General features: G+C 70.7%; 27 protein-coding genes, 1 tRNA gene and 1 pseudogene. 10 read left to right on the top strand and 19 right to left on the bottom strand.

The window, feature by feature from the left end; translation table 11 throughout:
* The first annotated feature begins 45 nt into the window (after positions 1–45).
* Positions 46–690: a very short patch repair endonuclease gene (locus ACHFIV_RS00660; RefSeq protein WP_398961919.1), complete on the top strand. Its 645-nt coding sequence runs from the start codon at positions 46–48 to the stop codon at positions 688–690.
* A 67-nt stretch (positions 691–757) separates the two neighbouring features.
* Complete coding sequence (locus ACHFIV_RS00655; protein WP_398961917.1) at positions 758–1,321, top strand: HD domain-containing protein; 564 nt, start codon at positions 758–760, stop codon at positions 1,319–1,321.
* Here ACHFIV_RS00655 and ACHFIV_RS00650 read toward each other — a convergent pair.
* Positions 1,309–1,722: an NUDIX hydrolase gene (locus tag ACHFIV_RS00650; protein ID WP_398962350.1), complete on the bottom strand. Its 414-nt coding sequence runs from the start codon at positions 1,720–1,722 to the stop codon at positions 1,309–1,311. The two genes, ACHFIV_RS00655 and ACHFIV_RS00650, sit on opposite strands and share 13 nt — an antisense overlap.
* Before the next feature lie 33 nt (positions 1,723–1,755).
* Positions 1,756–1,926, bottom strand: a pseudogene (locus ACHFIV_RS00645) (XRE family transcriptional regulator); the annotation flags it as partial.
* A gap of 51 nt (positions 1,927–1,977) precedes the next feature.
* Here ACHFIV_RS00645 and ACHFIV_RS00640 point away from each other — a divergent pair.
* On the top strand, positions 1,978–2,247 hold the full coding sequence (locus tag ACHFIV_RS00640; protein ID WP_398961914.1) for a hypothetical protein: 270 nt from the start codon (positions 1,978–1,980) through the stop codon (positions 2,245–2,247).
* A gap of 80 nt (positions 2,248–2,327) precedes the next feature.
* On the opposite strand, the gene ACHFIV_RS00635 is transcribed toward ACHFIV_RS00640, so the two are convergent.
* Together ACHFIV_RS00635 and ACHFIV_RS00630 are read right to left on the bottom strand one after the other, a co-directional pair.
* The gene (locus ACHFIV_RS00635) at positions 2,328–2,861 is read right to left on the bottom strand and encodes a hypothetical protein (RefSeq protein WP_398961911.1); all 534 of its coding nucleotides are present in this window, start codon (positions 2,859–2,861) and stop codon (positions 2,328–2,330) included.
* A gap of 303 nt (positions 2,862–3,164) precedes the next feature.
* Positions 3,165–3,239: transfer RNA gene (locus tag ACHFIV_RS00630), tRNA-Thr, on the bottom strand.
* 176 nt (positions 3,240–3,415) lie between these two features.
* On the opposite strand from ACHFIV_RS00630, the gene ACHFIV_RS00625 reads away from it, so the two are divergent.
* The 3 genes from ACHFIV_RS00625 to ACHFIV_RS00615 all read left to right on the top strand — a co-directional run bounded on the left by ACHFIV_RS00625 (position 3,416) and on the right by ACHFIV_RS00615 (position 5,945).
* Complete coding sequence (locus tag ACHFIV_RS00625; RefSeq protein WP_398961909.1) at positions 3,416–4,552, top strand: ABC transporter ATP-binding protein; 1,137 nt, start codon at positions 3,416–3,418, stop codon at positions 4,550–4,552.
* Positions 4,553–4,775: 223 nt separating this feature from the next.
* On the top strand, positions 4,776–5,189 hold the full coding sequence (locus ACHFIV_RS00620) for a hypothetical protein (protein WP_398961906.1): 414 nt from the start codon (positions 4,776–4,778) through the stop codon (positions 5,187–5,189).
* A 36-nt stretch (positions 5,190–5,225) separates the two neighbouring features.
* Positions 5,226–5,945, top strand: coding sequence for an NDP-sugar synthase (locus ACHFIV_RS00615; RefSeq protein ID WP_398961904.1), 720 nt, complete (start codon positions 5,226–5,228; stop codon positions 5,943–5,945).
* Between the two features lie 144 nt (positions 5,946–6,089).
* On the opposite strand, the gene ACHFIV_RS00610 is transcribed toward ACHFIV_RS00615, so the two are convergent.
* The 12 genes from ACHFIV_RS00610 to ACHFIV_RS00555 all read right to left on the bottom strand — a co-directional run bounded on the left by ACHFIV_RS00610 (position 6,090) and on the right by ACHFIV_RS00555 (position 19,463).
* The gene (locus ACHFIV_RS00610) at positions 6,090–7,718 is read right to left on the bottom strand and encodes a DoxX family membrane protein (protein WP_398961901.1); all 1,629 of its coding nucleotides are present in this window, start codon (positions 7,716–7,718) and stop codon (positions 6,090–6,092) included.
* A 60-nt stretch (positions 7,719–7,778) separates the two neighbouring features.
* Entirely contained in the window at positions 7,779–8,381 is a 603-nt protein-coding gene (rfbC, locus tag ACHFIV_RS00605) for a dTDP-4-dehydrorhamnose 3,5-epimerase (RefSeq protein WP_398961898.1), read from the bottom strand.
* A 71-nt stretch (positions 8,382–8,452) separates the two neighbouring features.
* Complete coding sequence (gene rfbD / locus ACHFIV_RS00600; RefSeq protein WP_398961895.1) at positions 8,453–9,331, bottom strand: dTDP-4-dehydrorhamnose reductase; 879 nt, start codon at positions 9,329–9,331, stop codon at positions 8,453–8,455.
* 231 nt (positions 9,332–9,562) lie between these two features.
* Entirely contained in the window at positions 9,563–10,519 is a 957-nt protein-coding gene (gene rlmB, locus ACHFIV_RS00595; RefSeq protein WP_398961891.1) for a 23S rRNA (guanosine(2251)-2'-O)-methyltransferase RlmB, read from the bottom strand.
* A 106-nt stretch (positions 10,520–10,625) separates the two neighbouring features.
* The gene (gene cysS, locus ACHFIV_RS00590) at positions 10,626–12,026 is read right to left on the bottom strand and encodes a cysteine--tRNA ligase (RefSeq protein WP_398961888.1); all 1,401 of its coding nucleotides are present in this window, start codon (positions 12,024–12,026) and stop codon (positions 10,626–10,628) included.
* A gap of 54 nt (positions 12,027–12,080) precedes the next feature.
* Positions 12,081–13,364 carry an MFS transporter gene (locus tag ACHFIV_RS00585; protein ID WP_398961885.1) on the bottom strand — a complete coding sequence of 428 codons (1,284 nt, stop codon included), beginning with the start codon at positions 13,362–13,364 and terminating at the stop codon, positions 12,081–12,083.
* The gene (locus ACHFIV_RS00580; protein WP_398961882.1) at positions 13,361–15,073 is read right to left on the bottom strand and encodes an ABC transporter permease subunit; all 1,713 of its coding nucleotides are present in this window, start codon (positions 15,071–15,073) and stop codon (positions 13,361–13,363) included. Before ACHFIV_RS00580 ends, ACHFIV_RS00585 begins: the two co-directional genes overlap by 4 nt.
* A gap of 4 nt (positions 15,074–15,077) precedes the next feature.
* Positions 15,078–16,592 carry an ABC transporter substrate-binding protein gene (locus tag ACHFIV_RS00575; protein WP_398961880.1) on the bottom strand — a complete coding sequence of 505 codons (1,515 nt, stop codon included), beginning with the start codon at positions 16,590–16,592 and terminating at the stop codon, positions 15,078–15,080.
* Positions 16,593–16,622: 30 nt separating this feature from the next.
* Complete coding sequence (locus tag ACHFIV_RS00570; RefSeq protein WP_398961878.1) at positions 16,623–17,231, bottom strand: GNAT family N-acetyltransferase; 609 nt, start codon at positions 17,229–17,231, stop codon at positions 16,623–16,625.
* Between the two features lie 136 nt (positions 17,232–17,367).
* Entirely contained in the window at positions 17,368–17,880 is a 513-nt protein-coding gene (gene ispF, locus ACHFIV_RS00565; RefSeq protein ID WP_398961876.1) for a 2-C-methyl-D-erythritol 2,4-cyclodiphosphate synthase, read from the bottom strand.
* Positions 17,870–18,634: a 2-C-methyl-D-erythritol 4-phosphate cytidylyltransferase gene (gene ispD / locus ACHFIV_RS00560; protein ID WP_398961873.1), complete on the bottom strand. Its 765-nt coding sequence runs from the start codon at positions 18,632–18,634 to the stop codon at positions 17,870–17,872. Before ispD ends, ispF begins: the two co-directional genes overlap by 11 nt.
* Positions 18,635–18,980: 346 nt before the next feature.
* On the bottom strand, positions 18,981–19,463 hold the full coding sequence (locus ACHFIV_RS00555) for a CarD family transcriptional regulator (RefSeq protein ID WP_006380568.1): 483 nt from the start codon (positions 19,461–19,463) through the stop codon (positions 18,981–18,983).
* 307 nt (positions 19,464–19,770) lie between these two features.
* On the opposite strand from ACHFIV_RS00555, the gene ACHFIV_RS00550 reads away from it, so the two are divergent.
* Entirely contained in the window at positions 19,771–19,917 is a 147-nt protein-coding gene (locus ACHFIV_RS00550; protein ID WP_398961870.1) for a hypothetical protein, read from the top strand.
* Positions 19,918–20,122: 205 nt separating this feature from the next.
* Positions 20,123–20,788, top strand: coding sequence for a DUF461 domain-containing protein (locus ACHFIV_RS00545; protein ID WP_398961867.1), 666 nt, complete (start codon positions 20,123–20,125; stop codon positions 20,786–20,788).
* Between the two features lie 58 nt (positions 20,789–20,846).
* Here ACHFIV_RS00545 and ACHFIV_RS00540 read toward each other — a convergent pair whose 3' ends face one another.
* Together ACHFIV_RS00540 and ACHFIV_RS00535 are read right to left on the bottom strand one after the other, a co-directional pair.
* Positions 20,847–21,527 (bottom strand): response regulator transcription factor, encoded by a 681-nt coding sequence (locus ACHFIV_RS00540; protein ID WP_014047499.1) that lies wholly within the window; start codon positions 21,525–21,527, stop codon positions 20,847–20,849.
* Positions 21,524–22,792, bottom strand: a complete 1,269-nt coding sequence (locus ACHFIV_RS00535) for a sensor histidine kinase (protein ID WP_398961865.1) — start codon at positions 22,790–22,792, stop codon at positions 21,524–21,526. Before ACHFIV_RS00535 ends, ACHFIV_RS00540 begins: the two co-directional genes overlap by 4 nt.
* A gap of 251 nt (positions 22,793–23,043) precedes the next feature.
* On the opposite strand from ACHFIV_RS00535, the gene phoU reads away from it, so the two are divergent.
* Complete coding sequence (gene phoU, locus ACHFIV_RS00530; RefSeq protein WP_398961863.1) at positions 23,044–23,721, top strand: phosphate signaling complex protein PhoU; 678 nt, start codon at positions 23,044–23,046, stop codon at positions 23,719–23,721.
* Positions 23,722–24,228: 507 nt separating this feature from the next.
* Here phoU and ACHFIV_RS00525 read toward each other — a convergent pair.
* On the bottom strand, positions 24,229–25,620 hold the full coding sequence (locus ACHFIV_RS00525; protein ID WP_398961861.1) for an MDR family MFS transporter: 1,392 nt from the start codon (positions 25,618–25,620) through the stop codon (positions 24,229–24,231).
* 207 nt (positions 25,621–25,827) lie between these two features.
* Between ACHFIV_RS00525 and ACHFIV_RS00520 the strand changes: the two genes are divergently transcribed.
* Positions 25,828–26,589 carry a phosphoglyceromutase gene (locus ACHFIV_RS00520; RefSeq protein WP_014154899.1) on the top strand — a complete coding sequence of 254 codons (762 nt, stop codon included), beginning with the start codon at positions 25,828–25,830 and terminating at the stop codon, positions 26,587–26,589.
* Positions 26,590–26,867: the final 278 nt, after the last annotated feature.

Below are 26,867 nucleotides of genomic sequence, written 5' to 3'. Positions count from 1 at the left end.
GCCGCTGAGCAAGACCGGGCGGCCGGCGGTCGTCACAGACGATCTGTGGACCTCGGCGAGGGGCGCTTCGCCCGGGCCTCTGTGGAGCTGAAGGTTCTCCCCGACACACGACGCATTCGCGCGTACCTGCGCTGGTCCGACGGCGGCAAGTCCCCGGCCCGCTACCTCGGACAGGTCGAACACGAGACCCGGGCCGCGAACCTCGCCGAGGGTTGGAGGATGGCCTGGGAAAAGGGCCTTCTTACCGAGGAACCGCCGGCTGAGGGCTCCTGGGCTTCCTCGCCATCCGTGCGTGCGGTGATGCGGGGCAACAGGAACAAGGACACCCGGCCAGAGCTGCGACTCCGCTCCTTGCTGCACAAGCAGGGCCTCCGCTACCGCGTGGCGGCACGGCCACTTCCCGAACTGCGACGAACCGCCGACGTGTTGTTCTCCAAGCCAAAGGTTGCGGTCTTCGTTGACGGCTGCTACTGGCACGGATGCCCCGAGCATCTTCGGGAGTCACACAAGAACGCCGAGTTCTGGCGTAGCAAGATCGAGGGCAATCGCGCTCGCGATGCCGAGACCGACCGCCTGCTTGGTGAAGCGGGGTGGACCGTCGTCCGCGTCTGGGAGCACGAAGATCCTGTGGATGCCTGCGCTCGGATCGAGGGCATAGTGCGACAGGAATCAAGGGACTCGACCGGTTAAAGGCAGCATCCGGGAAGTGCGTTCGCGGCTACTCGCTTGACTCCACCATTGAGGCATGAGGCATGGCATGAACGATTCGATCGTTGAGTGGGCGGCACTGGTGGCGGAGGCAGAGCTCCGGAGTCCTCTTCCCCGCCGGTGGGCGCATACGCGAGGTGTGGCTAGTCGTGCGGCCAAGGTTGTGTCCGCTATAGCCAATGACGCCGCCCTACTCGTCGCCGTCGCCACGCTGCACGATGTCGGGTACGCGCCTCGGCTGGCTCTCACAGGGTTCCACCCGCTGGACGGTGCTCGGTTCCTCCGCGACGAGCACGGGGCCCACGAGCGGCTGGTGCGGCTGGTGGCCAACCACTCGTTCGCGCTCCTTGAGGCAGAGGAGCGCGGGTTGCGCGAGGAACTTACGACGGAGTTTCCCTTGCTGGAGCAGCCGCTGCTTGTGGACGCCCTCGTGTACTGCGACATGACCACGACGCCCGACGGGGACCGGACCACCGCGCAGGACCGGGTCGCGGAGATCCTCAGCCGCTACGGGGACGACAGTGTGGTCGGGCGGTTCATTCGCCGGGCGGCACCGGAGATCTGCGCCTCCGTGGAGCGAGTGGAATCCGCTGTTGCGGCTCAGCCTAGGTAGGGGCACGTGCCGTCGAGGTAGTCGCCGATCTGCTGGCGCATGCTGGGGTGGATGCCGTAGTCGTCCAGGTCGTTCGGCTGGACGTAGCGGACGCCGTCAGCTTCATCGTTGATGGTGGGCTCGCCGCCCACGGGGCGGCCGATGTAGGTGTTCTCGTACTGCTGGCGGATCTCGCCGTCCGTGTAAGCCACGATGTGGTTCGGGTTCGTGTAGACCCCCAGGAAGCCCGTGACCTCGGCGATGATTCCGGTCTCCTCCAGGCATTCGCGCACTGCGCACTCGGCCGCCGTCTCGCCGATGTCCTGCGCGCCGCCCGGCAGGGCCCACTGGCCGGTGTCCCTGCGGCGCTGGAGGAGTATGGCGCCGTTGTCGTCGACGACGAGGAGGTTGTTGGCAGGGATGAGCGTGTTCGCCTTGGGGGCCTTGAGGTCGTTGTCCTGCCCATGTGACGAGGGCCCCTCCTGGTCTGGTGTCCAGGGCCGTGCGGTGGCCCAGACAGCTTCGAAACTCTGAGCGTAGTTGTCGAACCATCCCGTGGTGGCGGCTCTGCGGAGATGCAGGATGGGGTTGGCGCTGGCCGGTTGGCCCCAGACGTGCGGGTTGACCGCCACGGCGCGGCGACCCTCATGCTCACCGCCGGTATCGACATCTAGATCGTGTCGGACACCCTCGGACACAGCGACACCCGGATCAGACGGGGCATCTACCACAGCGTCCTGCCCCACATCGGCAAGAGCGCGGCAGAAGCCACCGCCAAAGTGGTCCCACTTCAGCCGAAGACCGAGGCGGAGGAAGCCGTCTGCAAGGCGGAGAAGCTACAGAAGAAGGCCCATCGCGCCAAGAAGGCCGAGAGTGAGAAGAGGGTCCCGGCCTCAAAAAGTAAAAGCAAGGAGCATAAGGCGCGCCGGAAGAAGCGGGCCGAGTAGGTGCGTCCCGCCCCCTCCGCCCGCCCCTCCTTCGCCTGCACTCCCGGCGATGCCCACTCCCACGGCTCCCGCCCGCCGTTCTAAGGGCACTTCTCCTCGGTCTTCACGACATGCAGGGTGACGGCTGGGTCCTCTACTTCCTCGCCGATCTGGGAGATCACTTCCTCGATCAACTCTCCAGGGGCGGGCTCCTGCGAGCAGACCTTCCAGTCATGGGTCTGGAGCAGAGTGCTGCGCCCTTGCCCCGTTGCATCTGCGTTCTCGACGCCGTTGACCAGGACGAGCACTTCGTCCGCATCGAACAGGGTCATGCCCGTGAGGTCCGGCATCTCGTCACCGGGACGTACCTTGAATCCCGGAGTGCCGACGGGACACTGCTCTTCCGTTTTCACCACAGTGAAGGTCACGAGCTGCTCGGGATCCGCTTCCCCTGGCTCGGGGTCCTGATCGCAGACCACCCAGTTACGGTCCCAGACCTGCGCCCTGCCTTGTCCCAGCGCATCTTCCGATCCGAGGTTGCTGAAACCAGCCTCCTGAGCCTCGTCCTGGGCAGCCTGTAGTTCGCGTCCCGCCATATCGGGAAGCGTCGACGTGCATGCGGTGAGAGCGAGCATGGCAAGCGGCAAGAAGAGTACGAGGCGATGCTTACAGATCTTTGATAGACGTGACGGCACGTTCCCCCCTAGGACGCGTCAACGATGAAGTGATCATAGAGAGCCTCCACCTCGTCAGCCGCCGAGGGCGCAATGCGAGACCTCGCGATCCGCGCTGTTCACTCCACCCCGGGCTGCCAAGCGTTGCGCTGCCAACCCATTCCGCTCACGCAGGCCCGCCCGCCGCGCCGCGACCATCCGGCACGCCATCCCCGGAACGACAGAAACCCCAGGTCACGGGCTATGTGACCTGGGGTTTCTCGGAGCCCCCTGTCGGATTCGAACCGACGACCTACGCATTACAAGTGCGTTGCTCTGGCCGGACTGAGCTAAGGAGGCGTGCGGGAGCAGTGTAACCAACGCCGGCACCGGAACCTGCCCGATATTCGGGACCCAGGACTACTGACAGATCCGAAAACGCCAGGTAGCGTCACCTCAGGTTCACTCCAGTGGACCACACCACTCCCTACTCGGATCGTCCGGCACGTTCCTGCCGGTTGAGGAGAAGCATCGTCATGGCCAGTGTCACGTTCGACAAGGCGTCCCGCGTCTACCCCGGCTCCACGAAGCCGGCTGTGGACCAGCTCGAGATCGACATCGAGGACGGCGAGTTCCTCGTCCTCGTCGGTCCTTCCGGTTGTGGAAAGTCGACCTCCCTGCGCATGCTCGCGGGTCTCGAGGACGTCAACGGCGGTGCGATCCGCATCGGTGACCGCGATGTCACCCACCTGCCGCCGAAGGACCGGGACATCGCCATGGTGTTCCAGAACTACGCGCTCTACCCGCACATGTCCGTCGCGGACAACATGGGCTTCGCCCTCAAGATCGCCGGTGTGAACAAGACCGAGATCCGCGCGAAGGTCGAAGAGGCCGCCAAGATGCTGGACCTCACCGACTACCTCGACCGCAAGCCGAAGGCGCTCTCCGGTGGTCAGCGCCAGCGTGTGGCGATGGGCCGGGCCATCGTGCGTGAGCCGCAGGTCTTCCTCATGGACGAGCCGCTGTCGAACCTCGACGCCAAGCTCCGCGTGTCGACGCGTACGCAGATCGCGTCGCTGCAGCGCCGCCTCGGCATCACCACCGTGTACGTCACCCACGACCAGGTCGAGGCCCTCACCATGGGTGACCGTGTCGCGGTCCTCAAGGACGGTCTCCTCCAGCAGGTCGACTCGCCGCGCAACATGTACGACCGCCCGGCGAACCTCTTCGTGGCCGGCTTCATCGGCTCCCCGGCGATGAACCTGGTCGAGGTCCCGATCACCGACGGTGGCGTGAAGTTCGGCAACAGCGTCGTCCCGGTCTCCCGTGAGGCGCTCACGGCTGCCGCCAACCGCGGTGACACCACCGTCACGGTCGGCATCCGTCCCGAGCACTTCGACATCGTGGAGCACGGTGGCGCCGCCGCCACCGGCCTCTCCAAGGCGTCCTCCGACGCCCCGGCCGGCCTGGCCGTCTCCGTCAACGTCGTCGAGGAGCTGGGCGCCGACGGTTTCGTCTACGGTGCCGCTCAGGTCGGTGGCGAGCACAAGGACCTGGTGGTCCGCGTCGGCGGCCGCGCCGTCCCGGAGAAGGGCACGGAGCTGCACGTCGTGCCGCGTCCGGAGGAGCTGCACGTCTTCGCGACGTCGACCGGTGAGCGCCTGACCGCCTGATCCGTCCGATTCTGTCGCCACGGCCCCGCGTCCTCATGGACGCGGGGCCGTTCGCGTGTCGCCGACCGGATCGGGTTTCGGTTCCGCAGACTGTCAAATACCCTGGCACACCGGTCAATTCGCCTCGGTCCGTCAACGCGCGAATCGAAAGGACCTCTCGAACCATCCCCCGCAGGGGTGACGAATTGTCGCCGAGTCATCACTGCCCGCTACGCTCGCCTGCGTGACCCACACCGCGCGCCGAATCGGCCGAACCCTAGCTCTCGTACTGCCCGTCGTCATGGTCCTGTCCGGGACCCTCGCGGTCACCCGTGTGCAGTGGTCGGGGCAGGACACCGAGACCCAGTTGCTGACCGCCGCCTCGGAGACCGTAGCCAAGCAGGCGAAGGCCCGGGCCCCTCAGGACGTTCTGCGGGACAAGCTCCTCCTCGAGCTCCGTGAGGAGGACCCGGGGGCGGCGTTGACGAGTCTCCAGCGCACCGTCGAGGGGCGTCCCTCTCTTGCCAAGCACTGCATGTCGATCGCCAGGGCGCTGGGCAAGGCCGCTGTCGACCAGTACGGCCCGACGCGTGCCCACCGGTTCTCCCGTCCGGTGTGCGACACCTCGTTCGCCTCGGGCGTGGCACAGTTCAGCTGAGCCGGGCGTGTCCCGGCACGGCATATCGTGCCTGGCATGCATACGTATCCGACGCAGGCCGTGATCCTGGCGGGTGGTCAGGGCTCGCGGCTGCGCCCGTACACCGATGACCGCCCCAAGCCGATGGTCGAGATCCCGGGGACCGGGACCCCGATCATCGGCCATCAGCTTTCCTGGCTGGCCGCCGAGGGTGTCACCGATGCCGTGATCTCGTGCGGCCATCTAGCCGATGTGCTGGAGGAGTGGCTGGACTCGGCCGATCTTCCGTTGCGCGTCACGACCGTCGTCGAGACCGAGCCGTTGGGCCGGGGCGGCGGTCTCAAGCATGCGGCGGCGCGGCTGCCCGATCCCTCGGAGCCCTGGTACGCGACGAACGGCGACATCTGGACCCGGTTCTCGCTGCGGGAGATGGCGGCCTTCCACGCGGAGCGGGACGCTACCGCGACGCTCGCGCTCGCCCGGCCGCGGATCCCCTGGGGTGCCGTGGAGACGGACACGTTCGGGCACATCACCGACTTCATCGAGTCACCGCCGTCGCCGTATCTGATCAACGCGGGCGTGTACGTCTTCGCGCCCGCGTTCACCGCGCTGCTGCCGGATCGTGGCGATCACGAACGGACGACGTTTCCCCGGCTGGCCCGTGAGCGCCGGCTGGCCGGATTCCCGCTTCCCCACGGGGCGTACTGGCGGGCGATCGACACCGCGAAGGACCTCACGGAGGCGGCGAAGGAGCTGGGCGGCCACGCGGGCGGCTGACCCGCTCCTGTACGTGTGCGAGGGCGGTCACCGGATGTCCGGTGACCGCCCTCGTGCCGTGCGGGCGGTGCGGTGGCGGCCGGCCGGCCCCCTGGTGAGCGGGAGCCGTGTCGGCCGGCCGGCCCCCTGGTGACCGGGAGCGTGTCAGCCGAGCAGGCCGCCGATGGGGTTCTGGCCCGCGCCGCCGGAGGATCCGCCGTCGGAGCCGCCGCCGGTGGAGCCACCGTCGTCGGAGCCGCCGGTCGTGCCGCCGGAGGCGGCGGACCCGGACGAGCTGGGGCCCGTGTCACCGGCGGGGGGTTCCTGCGGGGAGGGCTCCTGCGGGGGTGCCTGGCCCGTTCCCTGGGTCTGGCTGGGCTGTCCCGTGCTCGCACCGGCTGTGGGGCCGGTCTCGGGTGCGGGGCCGGAGCCGGGGGCCGACTCCTCGGCGGACGGGGTGCCGGGGGCGCTGGAGGGGGACGTCTCGGGGGTGTGGTCGTCCGCGGTCCGGGAGGGCTTGCGCTTCTTGCCCGTGGACTCCTCGGGAAGGGGAGAGCCGGGCAGCTGGTTGGTCGGGTAGCTGTCGGGGCCCGGCACGGTGACGACCTCGGTGGACCTGACCGCTCCGCCGAGCATGGAGCCGACCAGCAGGGTCAGGCCCACGACGACGGTGGCGACCACGGTGCCACGGCGCAGCACCCGGCGGCGGAGGTCCCAGATCGCGGAGCGCGGGCCGAGTGTGCGCCAGGCCTCCCCCGCGAGACGCCCGTCGAGGGAGTAGACGGGGGCACCGGCGATGACGAGTGGGCTCCAGGCGGCCAGCAGGAGGATGTCGGGGGTGTTGTAGTCCGACGAGCCGCGCCAGCTGAAGGTGATCAGGATGGCCGCGGAGAGGAGGACGCCGAAGGCCGCTGCGACGCGCTGCCACAGTCCGAGGACGGTGAGGACGCCGACGACGACCTGGAGGAAGGCGACGGAGAGTCCGGCGGCGACGGGGTGGGTGAGGGCGAAGTCGCGCAGGGGTTCGGCCGTGGTCCAGGGGTGCAGCGAGGTGAGCCACTTGACCATGGACCCGCGGTCGCCACCGTCGAAGTAGGCGGGGTCGCAGAGTTTGCCCATGCCGGCGTAGATGGAGAGGAAACCGAGGATCACACGCAGGGGGAGCAGGACGACGCCGAGGTTCATGCGGCGGCCCGGGTAGTAGGCGTGCCGGACGGTGTCGTTGGCGTGGCGTCGTTCCCCGGTGGCGTTGTCGTCCTGGTCGTCGGGGTCGATGCCGTCGTCGTAGCTGTCACCGGGTGGTGTCCCGACGGTGTCGTAGGCGCCGACGGCCTGGCGCATGGGAGGCAGCAGCGGCCCGGTGCGGGGGCGTCCCGCCTGGTGGGGTGCGCGGAGCACGGGGTTGGGCTGGGTCTCGTCGAGGAGCGGGATGACCTGCGTTCCACCGCCCGTGTCGTCGTGACCCGCGCCGAAGTGCCCGCCGGGGCGGGCGTCGAGGTGGCCGGCGGTGGAATTGCGTACGGCCTGCAGGAGTCCGGTCGCTCCGGGGTCGCCCGGCTCCGACCTGCCGCTCCACACGACGGGGGCCCGCCTGCGGCCGCCCGCGCCGCTCATGGCGGGGATCCTGGCCGGTCCGGCGGAGCCCACGGGGCGCAGACGGGTGCGCTGGCCCGGGGCGAGCTGCACCCGGAAGCTGGCGTGGCTGACGATGACCTGCGCGGGGTCGCTGTCCACCTTCGTCATGCTCAGGGCGGGTTGGTCGTCGAACCGAGGCGTTCTGGTGTCCACACTCATCTAACCGAGTGATGTGTCATTAGGACACTGCCTTGACGCGTCCAGAGTGTCCGAGACCCGTCAACAGTTCCTCTCAGCAGGCGACACGGAGTATGCCAGGCATGCCGCAAGTGAGGGCAGTGTGCCTGCTCGGTCCGCCTCACGGAGGGTGGGAGCGGCGGCGTCCTTGTCCGACATCAGGAACGGGACATCTCTCGGCCAGTCGATTGCGAGCTGAGGGTCGAGCGGGTGAATACCGTGTTCGCGCTCCGGCTCGTAGCCCTCGGAGCAGAGGTACATGACCGTGGTGTGGTCCTCGAGCGCAAGGAAGGCATGCCCCAACCCCTCGGCGAGGTACAGGGTCCTCCGGTTGGTCGCGTCCAGTCGCACCGCTTCGCAGCGTCCGTACGAGGGTGATCCTGTGCGGAGGTCGACTGTCACGTCGAATACTGCACCTCGCAGACAGGCGACGTACTTGGCCTGGCCGGGCGGAACTTCAGCGTAGTGGATTCCGCGTAACACGCCACGCCGGGAGACGGACACATTGGCCTGTGCGAGTTCGAAGCGGTTCCCCGTGGCCCGTGAGAAGACCTCGGCCCGGTAGAGCTCGTGGAAGGTACCGCGCGGATCCGGATAGACAGCGGGCGTGTGGAGCCAGGCTCCGGGTATGGACAGTGGACGCATCAGGTGCCCCCTCAAGGCAGGGTCGGTTCCCACATCTTGTCGAAACGGCCCCGGCGCCGGACAGAGACGGATCAGTTGCTGAGACCGAGAGTGGGCCAGGCGTCGTCCAGCGCCTCAAGCCAGTGGCGCATCGGGGGGAGGCCGGCGGTACTCCAGCGCTCGTGGCCCAGTGTGGAGCGGTGAGGGCGACGTGCGGCCCGGGGCACATCGGCCGTGCGGGCCGGGTGAAGGCGGGCGGGGTCCGCTCCCAGACGGTCGAAGACCTCACGTGCCAGATCGAACCAGGTGGCTTCGCCCGAGTTGGTGGCGTGCAGGAGGCCGGGGCAGGGACGGACGACGAGTTCGGCGGCCCTGGCAGCGACGTCTCCGGTCCACGTGGGCTGGCCGTACTGGTCGGCGACGACGTGCACTTCGCGGCCCGGCTCCTTGGCGAGTCGGGCCATCGTGGCGGGGAAGTGGTGGCCGTACGCACCGTAGAGCCACGCTGTACGCAAGATCGTTCCGGTGGTGGGCAAGATGACCAGCACCGCCCGCTCACCACCGAGTTTGGTGCGTCCGTAAGCCGTACGGGGCCGGGTGCGGGCGTTTTCGGCGTACGGGCGGGACGCTTCTCCGTCGAACACGTAGTCGGTGGAGATGTGGATGAGGCGTGCCGGTGTCTGCGTCGGCCTGACACGAGCGACGGCTTCGGCGAGATGGCGGGGGCCAAGGGTGTTGATGCGCCAGGCCGCGATTTCGTCCTCCTCAGCGTCGTCGACCGCCGTGTAGGCGGCGCAGTTGACGACGGTGCGAGGGCGATGGCAGGCAAGTACGGAGGCGACCGCCTCTGATGAGGTGATGTCGAGCTCGTTCCGCCCCAGGAGGACGGTTCGGTGCCCGGCCCTGTGCAACGCGGTGGCCACCGCACGGCCGAGCATGCCTTGGGCACCGGTGACAAGGACCGTGTTCACAGGGGCAACCTTCCCGCCCGGTCATGGTCCCGCCCGAAGCGGTCGACGGCGTGGGCGGGTGCTACGGATGACGTATGGCCACGCGGTGACCACGTGCGCCGAGGCGGGCACTCGTGTACCGGTCGAACGGGTCGGCCTTGCCGGTTCCGCACACTTCTGTCCGGTTTTTGGCGGCCACGGCTCCTGCTGTGCGATGCAGGGACCCGGGCCGGACCCCTGCACCGGCGGGCCTCACGCCCTGCGGCGTGCCACCTCGTAGAGGACGATGCCCGCGGCGACACCGGCGTTCAGGGATTCGGCGCCGCCCGGCATGGAGATCCGGACCCGGTAGTCGCAGGTCTCGCCGACGAGGCGGCCCAGGCCCTTGCCCTCGCTGCCGATGACGATGACCACGGGGCCTTCGAGGGCCTGCAGGTCCTCGACCGTGTGTTCGCCGTCGGCGGCGAGGCCGACGACGGTGAGTCCGGCCTTCTGGTAGCCCTCCAGGGCGCGGGTCAGGTTGGTGACGCGCGAGACCGGGGTGCGGGCCGCGGTGCCGGCCGAGGACTTCCAGGCTCCCGCCGTCATTCCGGCCGCGCGGCGCTCGGGTACGACGACGCCGTGGCCGCCGAAGGCGGAGACGGAGCGGACGATCGCGCCGAGGTTCCGGGGGTCGGTGACGCCGTCGAGAGCGACGATCAGCGGGTCCTCGTTGTTGTCGTACGCGGCGGCCGTGAGGTCCTCCGGGTGCGCGTACTCGTACGGCGGGACCTGGAGGACGAGGCCCTGGTGGTTCAGGCCGTTCGTCATCCGGTCCAGCTCGGGGCGGGGCGCCTCCATGAGGTGGATGTTGCCGCGCTCTCCGGCGAGCTGGAGCGCCTCGCGGACCCGCTCGTCGTTGTCGATGTACTGCTGCACGTAGAGGGTGGTGGCGGGCACGCCGTCGCGCAGTGCCTCGAAGACGGGGTTGCGGCCGACCACCATCTCCGACGTGCCCTTGGCGCCACCCCGGCGCGGAGCGGGGCGGCGCGCGGCGGCCTGCTTGGCCTGGGCGTTCGCCACCCTGTTCTTCTTGTGCCCCTTGCGGGCGGAGGCGGGCGGCGTCGGTCCCTTGCCTTCGAGACCACGGCGTCGGTTACCGCCGCTGCCGACCTGCATGCCCTTCTTGTTGGACGTGCGGCGGTTCCTGCGCTGGCTGTTCCCGGCCATGACCTACCTGTTTCGTTGCTTCAGAAGTTCGTCGTCAAGTGAAAGTGTGCCGCCCGGACGGCCGGGCGGCACATTTGCGCTGCTCACGCATGGTGCGAAGATCCGCTCAGCGCGGGCCGAGAGTCCACCGGGGTCCGCTGGGGCCGTCCTCGATGACGAGGCCGGACTGGTTGAGCTGGTCGCGGATCGCGTCCGCGGCGGGCCAGTCCTTGCGCTCGCGGGCGGACTGCCGCTGGTCGAGGACGAGCCGTACGAGGGTGTCGACGACGCCGTGCAGGTCCTCGCCCCGGTCGCTCTCCCCCGCCCAGTGGGGGTCGAGCGGGTCCAGACCCAGGACGCCGAGCATCGCGCGCACTTCGGCGAGGCGGGCGACGGCGGCTTCCTTGTCGTCGGCGGCGAGGGCGGAGTTGCCCTGCCGGACGGTGGTGTGGACGATCGCCAGCGCCTGGGGGACGCCGAGGTCGTCGTCCATGGCCTCGGCGAAGGCGGGCGGCACCTCCGCGGCGGGCTCGACCGGTCCCCCGGCCTTCTCCACGACACGCTGGACGAAGCCCTCGATCCGTGCGAAGGCGGATTCCGCCTCGCGCATGGCCTCCTCGCTGTACTCGATCATCGACCGGTAGTGCGGGGTGCCGAGGTAGTAGCGCAGGACGATCGGGCGCCAGGCCTTCACCATCTCGCTGACCAGCACGGAGTTCCCGAGGGACTTCGACATCTTCTCGCCGGCCATGGTGACCCAGCCGTTGTGCACCCAGTAGCTCGCGAAGTCGTCGCCGTAGGCCTTGGCCTGGGCGATCTCGTTCTCGTGGTGCGGGAAGATCAGGTCCAGTCCGCCGCCGTGGATGTCGAAGGCGGTGCCGAGGTACTTGTGCGCCATCGCGGAGCACTCGAGGTGCCAGCCGGGGCGGCCACGGCCCCAGGGCGTCTCCCAGCTGGGCTCACCTGGCTTGGCGGCCTTCCACATGGCGAAGTCACGCTGGTCGCGCTTGCCCGTCTCACCGTCGCCGGAGGGCTGGCGCAGGTCGTCGAGGTCCTGGTTGGAGAGCTCGAGATATCCCTCGTACGAGCGGACGTCGAAGTAGACGTTGCCGTCGGCCTCGTAGGCGTGGCCTCGCTCGATGAGGCCGCGCATCATCTCGACCATCTCGGTGATGTGGCCGGTGGCGCGCGGCTCGTACGTGGGCGGGAGGCAGCCCAGGGCGTCGTAGCCGGCGTTGAACGCGCGCTCGTTCTCGTAGCCGATGGCCCACCAGGGGCGGCCCTGCTCGGCGGACTTCTTGATGATCTTGTCGTCGATGTCGGTGACGTTCCGGACGAACGTCACGTCGTAGCCGCGGTGGTCGAACCAGCGGCGCATGATGTCGAAGTTCAGCCCGGACCTGATGTGCCCGATGTGCGGGGCGGCCTGGACAGTCGCGCCACAGAGGTAGATCGAGACACAGCCCGCTGTGAGCGGGACGAAGTCACGGATCTGCCGGGCGTTGGTGTCGTACAGGCGAATAGTCACCCCTCAAGGGTAGTGGGCCCGCACCAGTGCCCAGCGCCCCCTGTGGAAAACGTGTCACAACTGATCGGTGACGGTGGTACCGGACTCCGGCGTGCGGCGTCCACCGGTCAGGGTCAGGGCGAGGACGGCCCCCGCCAGGGGGACGGCGGCGAGCACCGTCCACAGGACGGGCCCGGGAGCGCCGAGGAGCGTTCCGGTGGCGGCGCTCCCCACGAGGACGGCGAGGCCCGACACCGAGGACAGGGCTCCGGTGGCGAGCCCGAGCCGGTGGTCCTCGACCAGGTCCGGTACGAGGCCCCGGGCGGCGGGGACGAGCAGCATCTGGCCGAGCGTGAGCAGGACGACGAGCGTGGCCCCGGGGAGCAGCCCGGCGGGCCCGTCCGGCATGAGGGGCACCGCGGTGAATCCGGCGGCGACGACGGCGAGCCCGGTGGCGAGCGCGGTCCTGGGCGTGATGCGGCGGGCGGACCAGCGGGTCAGCGGGAGCTGGGCGACGACGACGAGGAGGGAGGAGAGCGCGAAGAGTCCGCCGAGTGCGCTCTGGGAGCCGGTGGCCCGCTCGACCTCCGCCGGAAGGGCGAGATAGAGCTGGTTGTAGGAGACGAGGTAGGTGCTGTGGACGAGGCAGAGCACCAGGAAAGGGCGGTTCGCGAAGACCTCGCGGGTGAGGAGGGCGCCCTTCGCGGAGGGTTCGGCCCGCAGGCCCCGGCCCCGGACGGGGCGCGGCCTGCGGGGCATGAGACGGGCGTGTCCGGCGAACACGCCGACGAAGACCACGGCCCCGGCGAGGCAGGCCGTGCGGAATCCGCCTCCCAGGAGCAGCAGCAGGCTGCCCAGCAGGGGGCCGAGGAAGGCGCCGGCCTGTCCGGCGGCGGAGAACACGGCCAGCACCTGGGCGCGCGGCGTCCCGGTGGCGCTCTCGTGGGCGACGGCGGTCCTGGCGGTCTCGGATTCGACGGCGGGTGAGAAGAGCGCCGCGGCGAAGCCGATGAGGAGTACGGCGCCGATGACGGTGGCGGTGGTGGCGGCCTGGGCGAGCCAGCAGAATCCGGCGACGCGCAGGACGCAGCCGGTGAGGACGACCGGCCGGGGGCCGTAGCGGTCGGTGAGGGCGCCGCCGACGACGAAGAGACCCTGCTGGCTGAAGGTGCGCAGCCCGAGCACGAGTCCGACGAGCCAGCCCGCCATGCCGAGCCCGTCGCCGAGATGGGCGGCGAGGTAGGGCAGGACGGCGTAGAAGCCGGTGTTGAAGGCGAACTGGGTGACGGTCAGGAGGCGGAGGTAGTGCCTGGGTTCCGGGGTGGCGCGGGGGTGGGTGGGCGCCGTGGAGGCCGTCATCGGCGCCCCGTGCCCCGTACGGCCGCCGAGGTCAGGACCGCGAGCGCGCCGAGGGCGGCGAGGGCGGCGGCGGGGGCGAGGACGGCCCAGGGGGCGCGTTCGGCGTAGGGCATGTTCTCCGAGAGCATGCGGCCCCATTCGGGCGCCGGGGCCGGGGTCCCGAGGCCGAGGAACCCCAGGGAGGCGAGCGCCAGGGCGATGGCCGGGACGCGCAGGGCGGCGTGGCGTACGACGGGTGGCAGGACGCCCGGCAGGATGTGGCGGCGCAGCCGGTGCCATGGCCCGGCGCCGAGGGCGACGGCGACGGCGACGTGCGGGGCGGCGCGCTCCTGGGCGTACAGCGCGGCGGTGTGGGCGGCGAGCGGTGCCCAGGCGACGGCGGCGACGGCCGCGGCGGCGCCCCAGGGGCCGGGGCCCGCGATGCCCGCGACGACGAGGCCGGCCAGGACCGCGGGCAGCGCGTTGGCCGTCTCGGTGAGGGCGCCGGCGCGGGCGGCGCCGGCGAGCAGCCCCAGCAGGAGGGTGACGGCGCCGACGGCGACGGCGGTGAGCACGGTCGTGGCCGCTCCGTGGCCCAGGCGGGCGAGGACGTCGCGCCCCAGGGAGTCCGTGCCGAGCGGGTGGGCCGCGGAGGGTGACGCGAGGCGGACCGCCGCGTCGGCGTGCAGGGGGTCGCGGAGCAGCCCCGTGACGACGACGGCGGCGAGCAGGGCTCCCAGGACCGCGGCGCCGGCGGTCACGGCGCGGCGGGTGGGCAGGGGCGGCGCGACGAGCGGGGGAAGGGCGCCGTCGGTCCGCGCGGGGCCGAGCAGGGCCCTGGTTCCGAGCCGGGCCGCGAGCCCGGCGGCGACGCCCAGGAGGAGCAGCAGCAGCACGCACGCCTGGAGGACGGGGAGGTCCTGGGCGAGTGCGGCGGCCAGGGCGGTGCCGCCGAGCCCGGGTACGGCGTAGAGCGTCTCCACGGCGACCGCGCCACCGGTGAGCCCTACGACGACGAGACCGAGCTGGGGAAGCAGCGCGGGCAGGGCGCGGCCGAGGGCGTGGCGCGCGATCCGGCGGGCGGGCACTCCGTGGGCGGTGGCGGCGCGTGCCCAGGGTTCGGCGAACGCCGCGGGCAGCGCGTCGTCCAGCAGACGCCCGAGCAGCGCGCCTGCGGGGACGCCCATGGCGAGGGCGGGCAGGACGAGTTCGCCGGGTCCGCCCCAGCCGAGGGCCGGGAACCAGCCCAGCTGTACGGCGAGGACGGTGGCCAGGACCGCGGCGAGGAGGAACTCCGGCAGCGCGGCGAGCACGGCCGCGCCGACGCCCGCCCGGGTGTTGACGAGCCGGCGGTGGGCGCCCCGCCGGAGCGTCCCGGCGACCAGGGCGAGCGCCAGGACGACGGCGACGGCGAGCGAGGCGCCCATGAGGGTGAGGGAGACACCGAGCGCGGACGTGACGTCGGGGCCGACCGGCTGTCCGGAGACCCAGGACCGCCCGAGGTCGCCGCGCGGCAGTCCGGCCGCCCATCCTCCGAGGACGTGCAGCGGTCCGCCGTCGAGTCCGGTCTCGGCGCGGATGGCGTCGAGCACGGCCGGGGTGGGCGGACGGTCCGCGTAGCGGGCGTGCAGGACGGTCAGCGCCGGGTCGGTGCGGGTCAGCCTCGGCAGCAGGCCGATGACGGCGATGACCGCCAGCAGTGCGCCGAGCCGTCCGGCCAGGTACTTCACGCGGTCACCGGACGTGTGTGCCGGCGGTGATGAGGGTGCGTTCCATCGGGTCGAGGGCGACGCCTCCCACCCGGGCGTCGTCGTAGCCCTGGACGAAGCGCTCGTGGACGAGCGGCACGAGGGCGTCGGCGCCGAGTACGGCCGCCTCGGCGGTCATCTCGGCGCTGTGGCGGGCGTCGGTGCCGGTCAGAGAGCCGGCCTTGTTCACGGCGGAGTCGACCCGCTTGTCGCACAGCTGGGAGATGTTGAAGCTGCCGTCGCAGGTGAAGTCGGAGGCGAGGTAGGAGAGCGGGTCGGCGGTGTCCAGGAGCGTGTTGCGCGCCTGGATGAACGCGTCGTACTTCCCCGCGAGCGCGTCGGCCTCCATCTGCGCGTAGTCGCGGACGACCTGCTCGACGGTGAAGCCGCGCTTCTCGAGCTGCTGCTGGACGAGCGTCGCGACCTCGGGGAGCTCGGGCCTGTTGGTGTAGGTGGCGAGGACGATCGGCTCCGCCGCTGCCACGTCCTCGCGGCTTGCCGCCGGCACCCGGCCGGCGGGTGCGGTGCGCTTCCCGGCGGCCCAGGGGATGCCGGGGCCGAGGAGACCCCGCGCGGTGTCGGCCCGGCCCTCGTACACCCCGTCGGCGAGGGCCTTCGAGTCGATGGCCTCGCGGGCGGCGGCCCGCATGGCCGGATCGGCGAAGACACCGCGCTCGGTGTTGAGCGACAGGCCGTTGGTCCGGGCGGACGGGAATTCGTGGACGTAGGAGTCACCGAGCAGGGACGCCTGGCTGATGGGTACGTACTCGGCGACGTCGACGGCCTTCGTCCGCAGCGCGTTGGCGCGGGCGGTGCCGTCCGCGGCGAAGGTGACGTCGACCCCGGGTGCCTTCGCCTTGTCGCCCCAGTAGTCGGCGTTGCGTTCGAGGGTGGCCGCGACGGCGCCCTTGACGTCGGTCAGGGTGAACGGTCCGGTGGCGTGGCCTGCGGGGTTCACCCTGCCGTTCGCGTAGGCGTCGGCGGACAGGATCGCGAGGGAGGGGTTGGCGAGCCGTTGCGGGAGCAGCGGGTCCGCCTCCTCGGTGACGATCCGTACGGTGTCCGCGCCCGTGGCCGTCGCCTTCAGGACCGTGTCGGACAGGACCCTGGGCAGCGGGGACGCCTTGCCGGCGGCGGTGAGGGACCGGACGACGGCGTCGGCGTCGACCTTCGCGCCGTCCTGGAAGGCCGCGTCACGGAGCGTGAACGTCCAGCTGGTGGGGCCGTCCTGCTTCCAGGACGCCGCGAGCGCGGGCTTCGCCGCGCCGTTCCTGTCCAGGGTGGTGAGGCCCTCGACGACGGCGAGTCTGCTCAGGGTGACCGCGTCGTCGCCGTACGGGGACATGGCCTGGGCCGGCGGGAACGCCATGACGATCCGGAGCCGCTGCGTGTCGCCGGACGCTCCTGAGCCGTTCGACGTGGAGCAGGCGGCGATCGGGAGCAGCAGGGCGGCGGCGGCGACGGCCGGCAGCGGGGAGCGGCGGCTTCGGGACGTAGGCATGACGAAGACCTTATATGAAAATGATTATCATCAGAGACGAGGGGCGAGGGGCCCCTGGGGAACGGGCATCGGCAGCTCGAAGTGGATGATGCCCTGACCGCCGTCCGGCAGCGCGCGTTCGTCGCAGACCTCATGGGCGAGCGACCGCCAGAACGGCTCGGCGCCCGGCACGGCCGGATCGGTGTGCAGATAGAGCGAGGTGTAGCCGCCCGCCTCCGCGGCGAAGCGGCCGAGCTCCCGCACCAGCCGGCGGGCCAGGCCGTGCCTACGATGGCCGGGGCGTACGTAGACGCGGCACAGCTGGGCCGTCGACCCGGAGGGGAAGCGGTCCGCGACCCACTGCGGATTGGGCGGCGACTGCGGGCCACGGTCCCGCACCGCACCCGTCGCCACGACCTCGTCGCCGCGCACGACGACCAGGAGGGTGCAGCGCGCGGGACGCAGGTAGGCACCCTCGAGGTCGATGATGTCGGCGTGCCAGCGGGGCACGTAGCCCGAACGCAGGTCGTGGTAGACGGTGTCCAGCATGACGGCGCGCGCACCGCCGACGTCCTGCGCCGTGGCGGTCCGCAGGACGTAACCGTCCGTGTCGGCCGGCGCCTCCGGCACCCTTGCCACCCCGGCGGTCGCGGTCACCACTGACGCTCACCCTCACTCTCGGCCGTACACATGACGTGCCACACCAGCGTACGTGCAAGCCATGTGCAATAAGCCGGGGGGCTTCCCGGTGCGCCTGCGTCCGGGCGGGTGCCGGCCCGGCCGGAGGGCCCCTGCGTCAGCCGGCGCGGTAGACCAGGGCGGTCGCGATGCCCGCGATGCCCTCGCCCCGCCCGGTGAACCCGAGACCGTCGGAGGTGGCGGCGGAGAGCGAGACGGGGGCGCCGACGGCATCGGACAGCACCTTCTCGGCCTCGTCGCGCCGCTTGCCGATCTTGGGCCGCAGACCGACGACCTGCACGGCGACGTTGCCGATCCCGAAGCCTTCGGCACGCACGATCCGTGCGGCCTCGGTGAGCAGGGTGACGCCCGAGGCGCCCGACCACTCCGGGCGTCCGGTGCCGAAGTGCCGGCCGAGATCGCCCAGTCCGGCGGCCGAGAACAGGGCGTTGCAGGCGGCGTGGGCCACCACGTCGGCGTCGGAGTGCCCGGCGAGGCCGGGGCCCTCCCCCTCCCACAGCAGTCCCGCGCACCAGAGCTCGCGGCCCTCCTCGAAGGCGTGGATGTCGGTCCCGATGCCGACGCGCGGGATCACGGGAGCCGGCTGCGGCTCCACCGTCTCAGAATCCATCGTGCGCCCTCCGGCGTGCGAGAACGGCCTCCGCCAGGACCAGATCCAGGGGGCGGGTCACCTTGAACGCCTCCTCGTGCCCGGGCACGACGACGACCGCCGAACCCAGCCGCTCGACCATGCCCGCGTCGTCGGTCGCTCCCTCACCGTCGACGGCCACCCCCTCGTGCGCACGCACGAGGGTGTCCCGGTCGAAGCCCTGGGGAGTCTGCACGGCTCGCAACCGCGCCCGCACGGGGGTCGACACGACCGGCTCCGGCGCGCCCGCCTCAGCGGGCTCGACCTCCTTGACGGTGTCCGCGAGGGGAAGCGCGGGAACGACGGCGGGAGCCCCGTCCCGTACGGCCTCGATGACGGAGTCCACGGTGTCGACGGGAACGAGGGGACGGGCCGCGTCATGGACGAGCACGACGGAGACGTCCGCCGGCAGCGCGTCGAGACCGAGCTTCACCGACTCCTGGCGTGTCGCACCCCCGGGGACGACGACGTAGTCGGTGCTCTCGGGCAGCGCGTGCCCGTCGATCAGGTTCTTGACCTCGGCCGCGCCGTCCGGCGGCGCGACCACGACGACGAGGGTGACGGCGCGGGACGCCGCCATGGCCCGCACGGCGTGGATCAGCATGGGCGTACCGCCGAGCGCGCGCAGCGCCTTCGGGGCACCCGGGCCGAGCCGGACCCCGCGGCCCGCCGCGGGGATGACAGCGGCGGTGCGGGAGGGGCTCGGTTCAGCAGGCGTCGGTGACATCGGTGACATCGGTTGCACTCCGAAGCTTCGGCAGGTTTGTTTCCACGGCCGACATGGGTATGGCCTGGGCGTGCCCCCGACCCCAGGCCGGGGGAGCGAGCCGGACGCGACGCCTTGACCCGACCAGGACCCTTCCGTGACCCCTGGGCGGCCGAGCGCGGCGGGGCCGGTGAGTTGCCTCGGGGGGCAGTACGCGGGTGCACCGCCCCGGGGTTGCCCAGGATCCTGTGCGGGTCCGGACATGCCGCAGCGCCCGACGACTTACCGTGAGAACGGCTGGTCAGCGGGCACCGCGGCACAATTGCTATGACCGGATTCGGTTCGCCGGCGTCATCCGGTCACCGGTTCGTCCGGTTCAGGACGCGAGAACCTCGTCGAGCAGGGCCTCGGCCTTGTCCTCGTTCGTGTTCTCCGCGAGAGCGAGCTCGCTCACCAGGATCTGGCGGGCCTTGGCGAGCATGCGCTTCTCACCTGCGGAGAGTCCGCGCTCGCGCTCGCGACGCCACAGGTCACGCACTACTTCTGCGACCTTGATGACATCGCCCGAGGCGAGCTTCTCGAGATTTGCCTTGTAGCGTCGGGACCAGTTCGTCGGCTCTTCGGCGTACGGCGCGCGCAGCACCTCGAAGACCCGGTCCAGCCCCTCCTGCCCGACTACGTCACGCACACCGACGAACTCCGCATTGTCCGCCGGCACACGAACCGTCAAGTCGCCCTGGGCGACCTTGAGCACCAAGTAGGTCTTGTCCACGCCTTTGATCTGACGAGTTTCGATAGCCTCGATCAGCGCGGCCCCGTGATGGGGATAGACCACGGTGTCGCCAACCTTGAACGTCATGTGACAGGTACCCCTTCCGTGGCTATCCAGAGTAACACGAGAACGGCTTCTCCTGAATGGCGTTTTCGCAGGTCAGGGCATATCTCGGGGCTTGACAACTGCGACACGAACGTGCTGCGGGAGGCTTCCGGAAGGCGATATTCGCAGGTCGGAGCGGGCGTACCGCCGGGCCGAAACGCCGCCGCCGCCAGCGCCGGAAGCCCTCCAGAAGGGGCTGAACGTCCCGGTTTGTCGGATTCCGGATGGTGAACTTTCTGTACTCCGTTCGGCCCTCGATCACCCGTACGACTCTTAGCGTCGATGGCCAATGAAATTGATCAACACCCTGCGTCCTGGTGGATTATGCGCGGGAAATGCGCCACCGCCGGAAATCGATCACCGTCCGGCCGGCGCGCTGCTCACCCCGCGTTTTGTGAACACCCTGCGAATCGTCATGGCCGGGGAGCGGCCGTGACGCGGCCGGGAGATGTCGCGCGCCGGCGGCGGGTTACCGGCCCACAGGTCGGCCGGCCGGAGGGGCGGGTCGGGTGCGGGCCCCGGTCGACGGCTCGGTAACCTGAGGCCGCTGACACACTTAGGGCGGCTTCACAGTCGCTCGGGCCTTCCTGTCCGCAGAGTCCGAAGTCCGCAGTCCGAACGTTCAAGGAGTTGCCGCCGCCGTGAGCCGCAGCCTTCGACACGGCGCCTTCGCCGCCACTGCCCTCGTGTTCTCGATCGGCACGCTGTCCGCGTGCGGTGCCGGCAACGACGCGCAGACGCTTCAGGTCAGGCCGGACAACGCAGCCACCGCTGTCGACTCCATCAAGATCCAGAACCTGAACATCATCACCCAGGCCGAGCCGGACGCCGAGGGCCCCGCGGTCATCGCCGCCACCCTCTTCAACGACGGCACGAAGCAGGAGGTCGTGGAGAAGGTCACCCTGCCGGGAACCCGCGCCACGGTGGAGCTGAAGCCCGCCAAGGGCAAGGGCCCCCTCGTGATCCCGGCCGGCGGACGGCTCATCATCGGCGGGAAGAACAACGCCTCCGCCGTCATCGAGAACGGACGCCAGGCAGGCGACGACGGCGGCGTGCAGAACGTCGCCTTCACCTTCAGCGAGACGGGCGACGTCGAACTCGCCGCCTCCATCGTCCCGGCGACCAGCTACTACGAGGGATTCGGCCCGACCGCGCTTCCGTCGGCCGAGCCCGAGCCCACCCCGTCGGACTCCGGCACGCCGGACACGCCGTCGGACGTGGAGTCCGAGAGCCCGTCGGGCACGGAGACCGAGCCGGCCTCGGGTGCGGAGAGCGACTCCGACGCGGGCACGGACGCCACGCACTGATCAGGAGCGTGAGGGGTGTCCTCGGCGAGGACCCCCCTCACGGCCCGCAGCCCTCGGTCTACGGCTCGAACTTGTAGCCCAGGCCCCGCACCGTCACGAGGTAACGCGGCGCCCCGGGGTCGGGTTCGATCTTGGCGCGGAGCCGCTTGACGTGCACGTCCAGGGTCTTGGTGTCGCCGACGTAGTCCGCGCCCCAGACCCGGTCGATCAGCTGCATGCGCGTCAGGACGCGTCCCGCGTTGCGCAGGAGCATCTCCAGGAGGTCGAACTCCTTCAGCGGGAGGTCCACCTTGCCGCCCGAGACCGTGACGACGTGGCGGTCCACGTCCATCCGGACCGGCCCGGCCTCCAGAGCGGCCGGGGTGACCTCCTCCGGCTCGCCCCGGCGACGCAGGACCGCACGGATGCGGGCCACCAGCTCCCGCGAGGAGAAGGGCTTGGTCACATAGTCGTCGGCTCCTATTTCCAGGCCCACGACCTTGTCGATCTCGCTGTCCTTGGCGGTGACCATGATCACCGGGACGTTGGACCGGACACGCAGCTGCCGGCAGACCTCCGTGCCGGGCAGGCCCGGGAGCATCAGGTCGAGCAGCACGAGGTCGGCGCCGTTGCGCTCGAACTCGTCGAGGCCGTCCGGGCCGGTGGCCGCGATCGCCACCTCGAAGCCTTCCTTGCGCAGCATGTAGGACAGGGCGTCGCTGAAGGATTCCTCATCCTCGACGACAAGCACTCGGGTCACGGAAGAGCCTCCGGGGCAGGGAATGGTTCGTAGGAATCGGTCTCGTACGGCCCGTCGTCGTCGACGGCACCGTCGAGGACGAGGGGTCCGCCGGTGGTGCGACCCCGCACGACGCCCGTCTCGGGCAGGCGCAGGGTGAACGTGGAGCCCTGTCCCTCCGAGCTCCAGACGGTGACCTCCCCGCCGTGCGAGGCGGCCACGTGCTTGACGATGGCGAGGCCGAGACCGGTGCCACCGGTGGCCCGGGAGCGGGCCGGGTCGACGCGGTAGAACCGCTCGAAGACGCGCTCGCGGTCCTTCTCGGAGATGCCGATGCCCTGGTCGGTCACGGCTATCTCGATCAGGTCCCCGCCGGGCGCGGACAGTTTCCGGGCGGCGATGCCGACGCGGGTGCGGGCGGGACTGTAGTTGACGGCATTCTCCACGAGATTGCCGAGGGCGGCCGCGAGCTGGCTCCGGTTGCCCCACACGGAGAGGTCGGCGGTGCCGCCCGAGGCCATGGTGATCTGCTTCGACCCGGCCTGCTGGCGGCACCGGTCGATCGCCTCCGCGACCAGATCCTCCACCCGCACGGGCTCGGCGTCCTCCAGCGGGTCGTCGTTCTGCACCCGTGAGAGGTCGATGAGCTCCTGTACGAGGTTGGTCAGCCGGGTCGCCTCGATCTCCATGCGGCCGGCGAACCGCTGAACCGCCTCCGGGTCGTCGGAGGCGTCCATGACGGCTTCGGAGAGCAGGGAGAGCGCGCCGACCGGGGTCTTGAGCTCGTGGCTGACATTGGCGACGAAGTCGCGCCGCACCGCTTCTATCCGGCGGGCCTCCGTGAGGTCCTCCACCAGCAGGAGCACCAGCCGTGAGCCCAGCGGGGCGACGCGGGCCGAGACGGCGAGCGCCTCGCCCCTGCCCGTTCCGCGACGCGGCAGGTCCAGCTCGACCTGTCGTATCTCCCCGTCACGCCGGGTGTCCCTGGCCATGTGGAGCATCGGCTCGACCGCCAGGCGTCCGCCCCTGACCAGGCCCAGCGCATACGCGGCGGAGCTGGCCTTGACGACGCTGTCACCCTCGTCGAGCACCACGGCGGACGAGCTGAGCACGGAGAGGACCGTGTCCACCCCCGGGGGCAGCGCGGCGTTGCCGTCGGGCCGCAGGGACGTACGCGTGGGGCGCTTCTGCTCGCGTTCGCTCCAGCGGAACGCCAGCATGGCGATCACACCGGTACACAGCCCGGCGATCGCAGCAGCTGCGGCGACCGCCGCGTTCACGTCCATGCCTCAAGGTTATGCGGGCTCATCGGCACTCTCCCAGCCATCCGGGTGCCATCTCGAACACTCGTCGCCCAGAGTTCACCAAGGGGATAGTGACGGTTCACTTCGGGGGCCGGATCCCGACGCGTTGACCGCGCAACGTGGCAGCGTGGGGGCGGACCCGATACCCCGGCCCCGGCAAGCCCGGCCGTCACCCGGGGCCGTGCGACGCCGCCCCGGCCGCCGGCCGGTCAAGGAACTGGAGAGGGACTTCCATGCGCGACGCTTATCACGAGGAACTCGATTCGATCGGCGAAGGCCTCGTCGAGATGGCCCGGCTCGTCGGCTCGGCGGTGGGACGGGCCACGACGTCCATGCTCGACGCCGATCTCAAGCTCGCCGAGAGCGTGATCGCCGCGGACCAGAAGGTCGACGACCTCCAGCACGACCTGGAGGCCCGCGCCATCGCCCTGCTCGCCCGCCAGCAGCCGGTCGCCACCGATCTGCGGATCGTGGTCACCTCGCTCCGGATGAGCGCCGACCTGGAGCGCTCGGGCGACCTCGCCCAGCACGTGGCCAAGCTGGCGAGGCTGCGCTTCCCCGAGTCGGCGGTGCCGCACGACCTCCACGCCACCATCCTGGAGATGGGGCAGCTCGCCCAGCGGCTGATGGCGAAGGCCGCCGAGGTGATCATCACGAAGGACGTCGACCTGGCGCTCCAGCTGGAGCAGGACGACGACGAGATGGACCTGCTGCACCGCACGCTGTTCCAGCACCTGATGGACGACCGCTGGAAGCACGGCATCGAGACCGCCGTCGACGTCACCCTGCTCGGCCGCTACTACGAGCGCTTCGCCGACCACGCCGTGTCGGTCGCCAAGCGCGTCGTCTACCTGGTCACGGGCGAGCACGCGGACGACATCCAGGCGGCGGCGCCGGTGGAGGGGGCGTAGAGGGCGCGGCCCTCACGACGGACGCACTTCTGTTCCAGCGCTCGTGCGCCGTTGATGCGCCCTCCGGGCTGGGCATGGAATGGGTGCGGGGGCGGCACGCCATGCCGTCGCCCCGCCGTACACATGATCGCCGTACGCGTGCGCGTACGGCGTCGAGTCGTACCCCTGAGGAGGAACCATGGCCGATTCCCCGGTGACCGAACCCCAGCAGGACACCCCGACCGAAGTGGTGCACCTGCCCCTGCTGGGGGCCTGCGGGTGCGGGTCGGGCTGCGGGTGCGGCTGCCAGTCAGGCGCACCGTGCCAGTGCGGTGGCTGAGCAGGACCGGACGAGACGGCTCACGGCTCAGCACGCCCGGTGAGGCCGAGAACGGCAGCGGCGCCTTCGCGACGGACGTGTGTCCGTGGCGAAGGCGCCGCTGCCGTGTGCCGAGGTGACCCGTGCCGGTGAGGCGGTGAGGCGTGTGCCGGTGTGCCGTGTGCTCGTGTGCCGTGTGCCGGCGTGCTTCAGACCACCGGCCCGGACGGGGCCCGGTCTGCGGGGGCCGGAGCGAGCGGGACCTCCACCGCGGGAGCGCCGAGCGGAGCGGGAGGGACGAGCGGAGCGGGAGGGGTGACCGCAGCGGCATCCGGAGCAGGGCCGGTGGGGGTGGCGGGGACGGTGGGCCCGGTCACGGTGGTCTCCGCCTCCGAGGGGCTCATGGTCCGCATCAGCAGCCAGTAGCCGAACGCGGCGACGGTGCCCAGCACCGCGCAGGTCCCCCACAGCCAGGCCGCTCCGTAGTGGTCGATCACGAAGCCTGACATCAGCGGGGCGACGAGCGCCGCCACCGACCAGGACATCGTGTACATCCCCTGGTAGCGGCCCCGGCCGTGGGCCGGGGACAGCTGCACGACGATGCCCGTCTGCGTCGGCGCGTTGACGATCTCGGCCAGGGTCCAGACGCACACCGTGAGTGCGTACACCCCGACCGACCCGGCGAAGGCGGTCAGTCCGAAACCGTAGCCCGCCAGCAGGGACGACAGGATCAGCAGCGTGCGCGGGTCGCGGTGCTGGATGAAACGGGTGACGGGAATCTGCAGGACCACGATCAGCACACCGTTGACGGCGATGGCCGTGCCGAAGTCGGAGCTGGACAGGCCGTCCGTCCCCATCGCCACCGGCAGTCCCACATACCCCTGCTGGAAGATCAGGGCGACCACGAACGACAGTCCGACGACCCCCATGTAGCGCCCGTCGCGCAGGACCGTGCTCAGCTTCACGTCGTCCGGCGCCGGGCTCCCGGCGGCCCGGGGTGCGGCCTCGGGCCGGGACTCCGGCACCTTCAGGAAGACGACGACGGCGCAGAGCAGGGTCAGGGCGGCCTCGCCCATGAAGCCGGCCAGATAGCTGTACTCGGCGATGAACCCCGCTGCGGCCGACGAGACGGCGAAACCCAGGTTGATGGCCCAGTAGTTGAGCGAGAAGGCCCGCACCCGGTCCTCGGGCCGGACGATGTCGGCCATCATCGCCTGCACGGCCGGCCGTGACGCGTTGCTGGCCATACCCACGACGAAGGCGACGCCCGCGATCGCCACCGGGTGCACCATGAAGCCGAGTACGGCCACGGACACCGCGGTCGAGAGCTGTGCGATCAGCATGGTCGGGCGGCGCCCCAGCCGGTCCGTCATCACCCCGGCACCCAGCGACGACACGACCCCGCCGAGCCCGTGCAGGGCAGCGACGAGACCGGCGTACGACGCGGAGTAGCCGCGGTCCAGGGTCAGGTAGAGCGCCATGAAGGTGGCGACGAACGCCCCCAGGCGGTTGACCAGCGTGCTGGTCCACAGCCACCAGAACTCCCTGGGGAGACCGGCGACCGTCTCGTGTGCCGCCTTTCTGAGACCGGCGACAGACATTGGGCTTCCCCCTCGGAGGACGTGCGCGTACGGATGTGGAGGCGGGCGGTGTAAGCGGCCCGACGACTGTCCGAACATTACGAACGCGGATTCCCCGGCCGCCACTCAATTGACGCCACCCGTCAATCGACACGTCCCGGCCCCGCCTCCGTCCCGCCCTTCGGCCGGGCGAGCGGAGGCCGCACGGGTTCGATTACGCTCGGACCCATGGCCGACGCACCGTACAAGCTGATCCTCCTCCGCCACGGCGAGAGCGAATGGAACGCGAAGAACCTGTTCACCGGATGGGTGGACGTAGACCTCACCGACAAGGGCGAGAAGGAGGCGGTCCGCGGCGGTGAGCTGCTCAAGGACGCCGGCCTGCTCCCCGACGTCGTGCACACCTCCCTGCAGAAGCGCGCGATCCGCACCGCCCAGCTCGGGCTGGAAGCCGCGGACCGCCACTGGATCCCGGTGCACCGCTCCTGGCGGCTGAACGAGCGCCACTACGGCGCCCTCCAGGGCAAGGACAAGGCCCAGACGCTCGCCGAGTTCGGCGAGGAGCAGTTCATGCTGTGGCGCCGCTCGTACGACACCCCGCCGCCCGCGCTCGAGGACGGCACCGAGTTCTCGCAGAGCGCCGACCCGCGCTACGCGACGATCCCCCCGGAGCTGCGTCCGCGCACGGAGTGCCTCAAGGACGTCGTCATCCGCATGCTGCCGTACTGGTACGACGGCATCGTCCCGGACCTCCTCGACGGCAAGACCGTCCTGGTCGCCGCCCACGGCAACAGCCTGCGCGGCCTGGTGAAGCACCTGGACGGCATCTCGGACGACGCCATCTCGGGCCTGAACATCCCGACCGGCATCCCGCTCGCGTACGAGCTGGACGCCGACTTCCGCCCCCTGAAGCCGGGCGGCACGTACCTCGACCCGGACGCGGCCAAGGCCGCGATCGAGGCCGTGAAGAACCAGGGCAAGAAGAAGTAGGTTTCTTGATCATGCCCCCGACCTGCGCATACGGCGCGGATCGGGGGCATTTTCACGGCCTGGGCCCCCTGTGGGCCCTGGGGCAGCGGAACCCGCGCGGTCGTGTCGTGGTGCCTGCGGCGGGCTGAAGCTGGGGTGCCTGCTCTTTGGTGCCCTGATCGCCCTTGGGTTCATCTTGCTGGTGACGTACGGACAGCCTGGCCGTCAGTACGCCGTGTCGCTCCCTGACCAGCCGGTGCGTGAAGGTCCTCGCCTGGCCACGAGAAGCCCGTATGACC

This window comes from Streptomyces sp. ALB3 (assembly GCF_044385685.1).
GTDB lineage: Bacteria > Actinomycetota > Actinomycetes > Streptomycetales > Streptomycetaceae > Streptomyces.
This window is presented reverse-complemented; position numbering and strand designations above follow the sequence as displayed.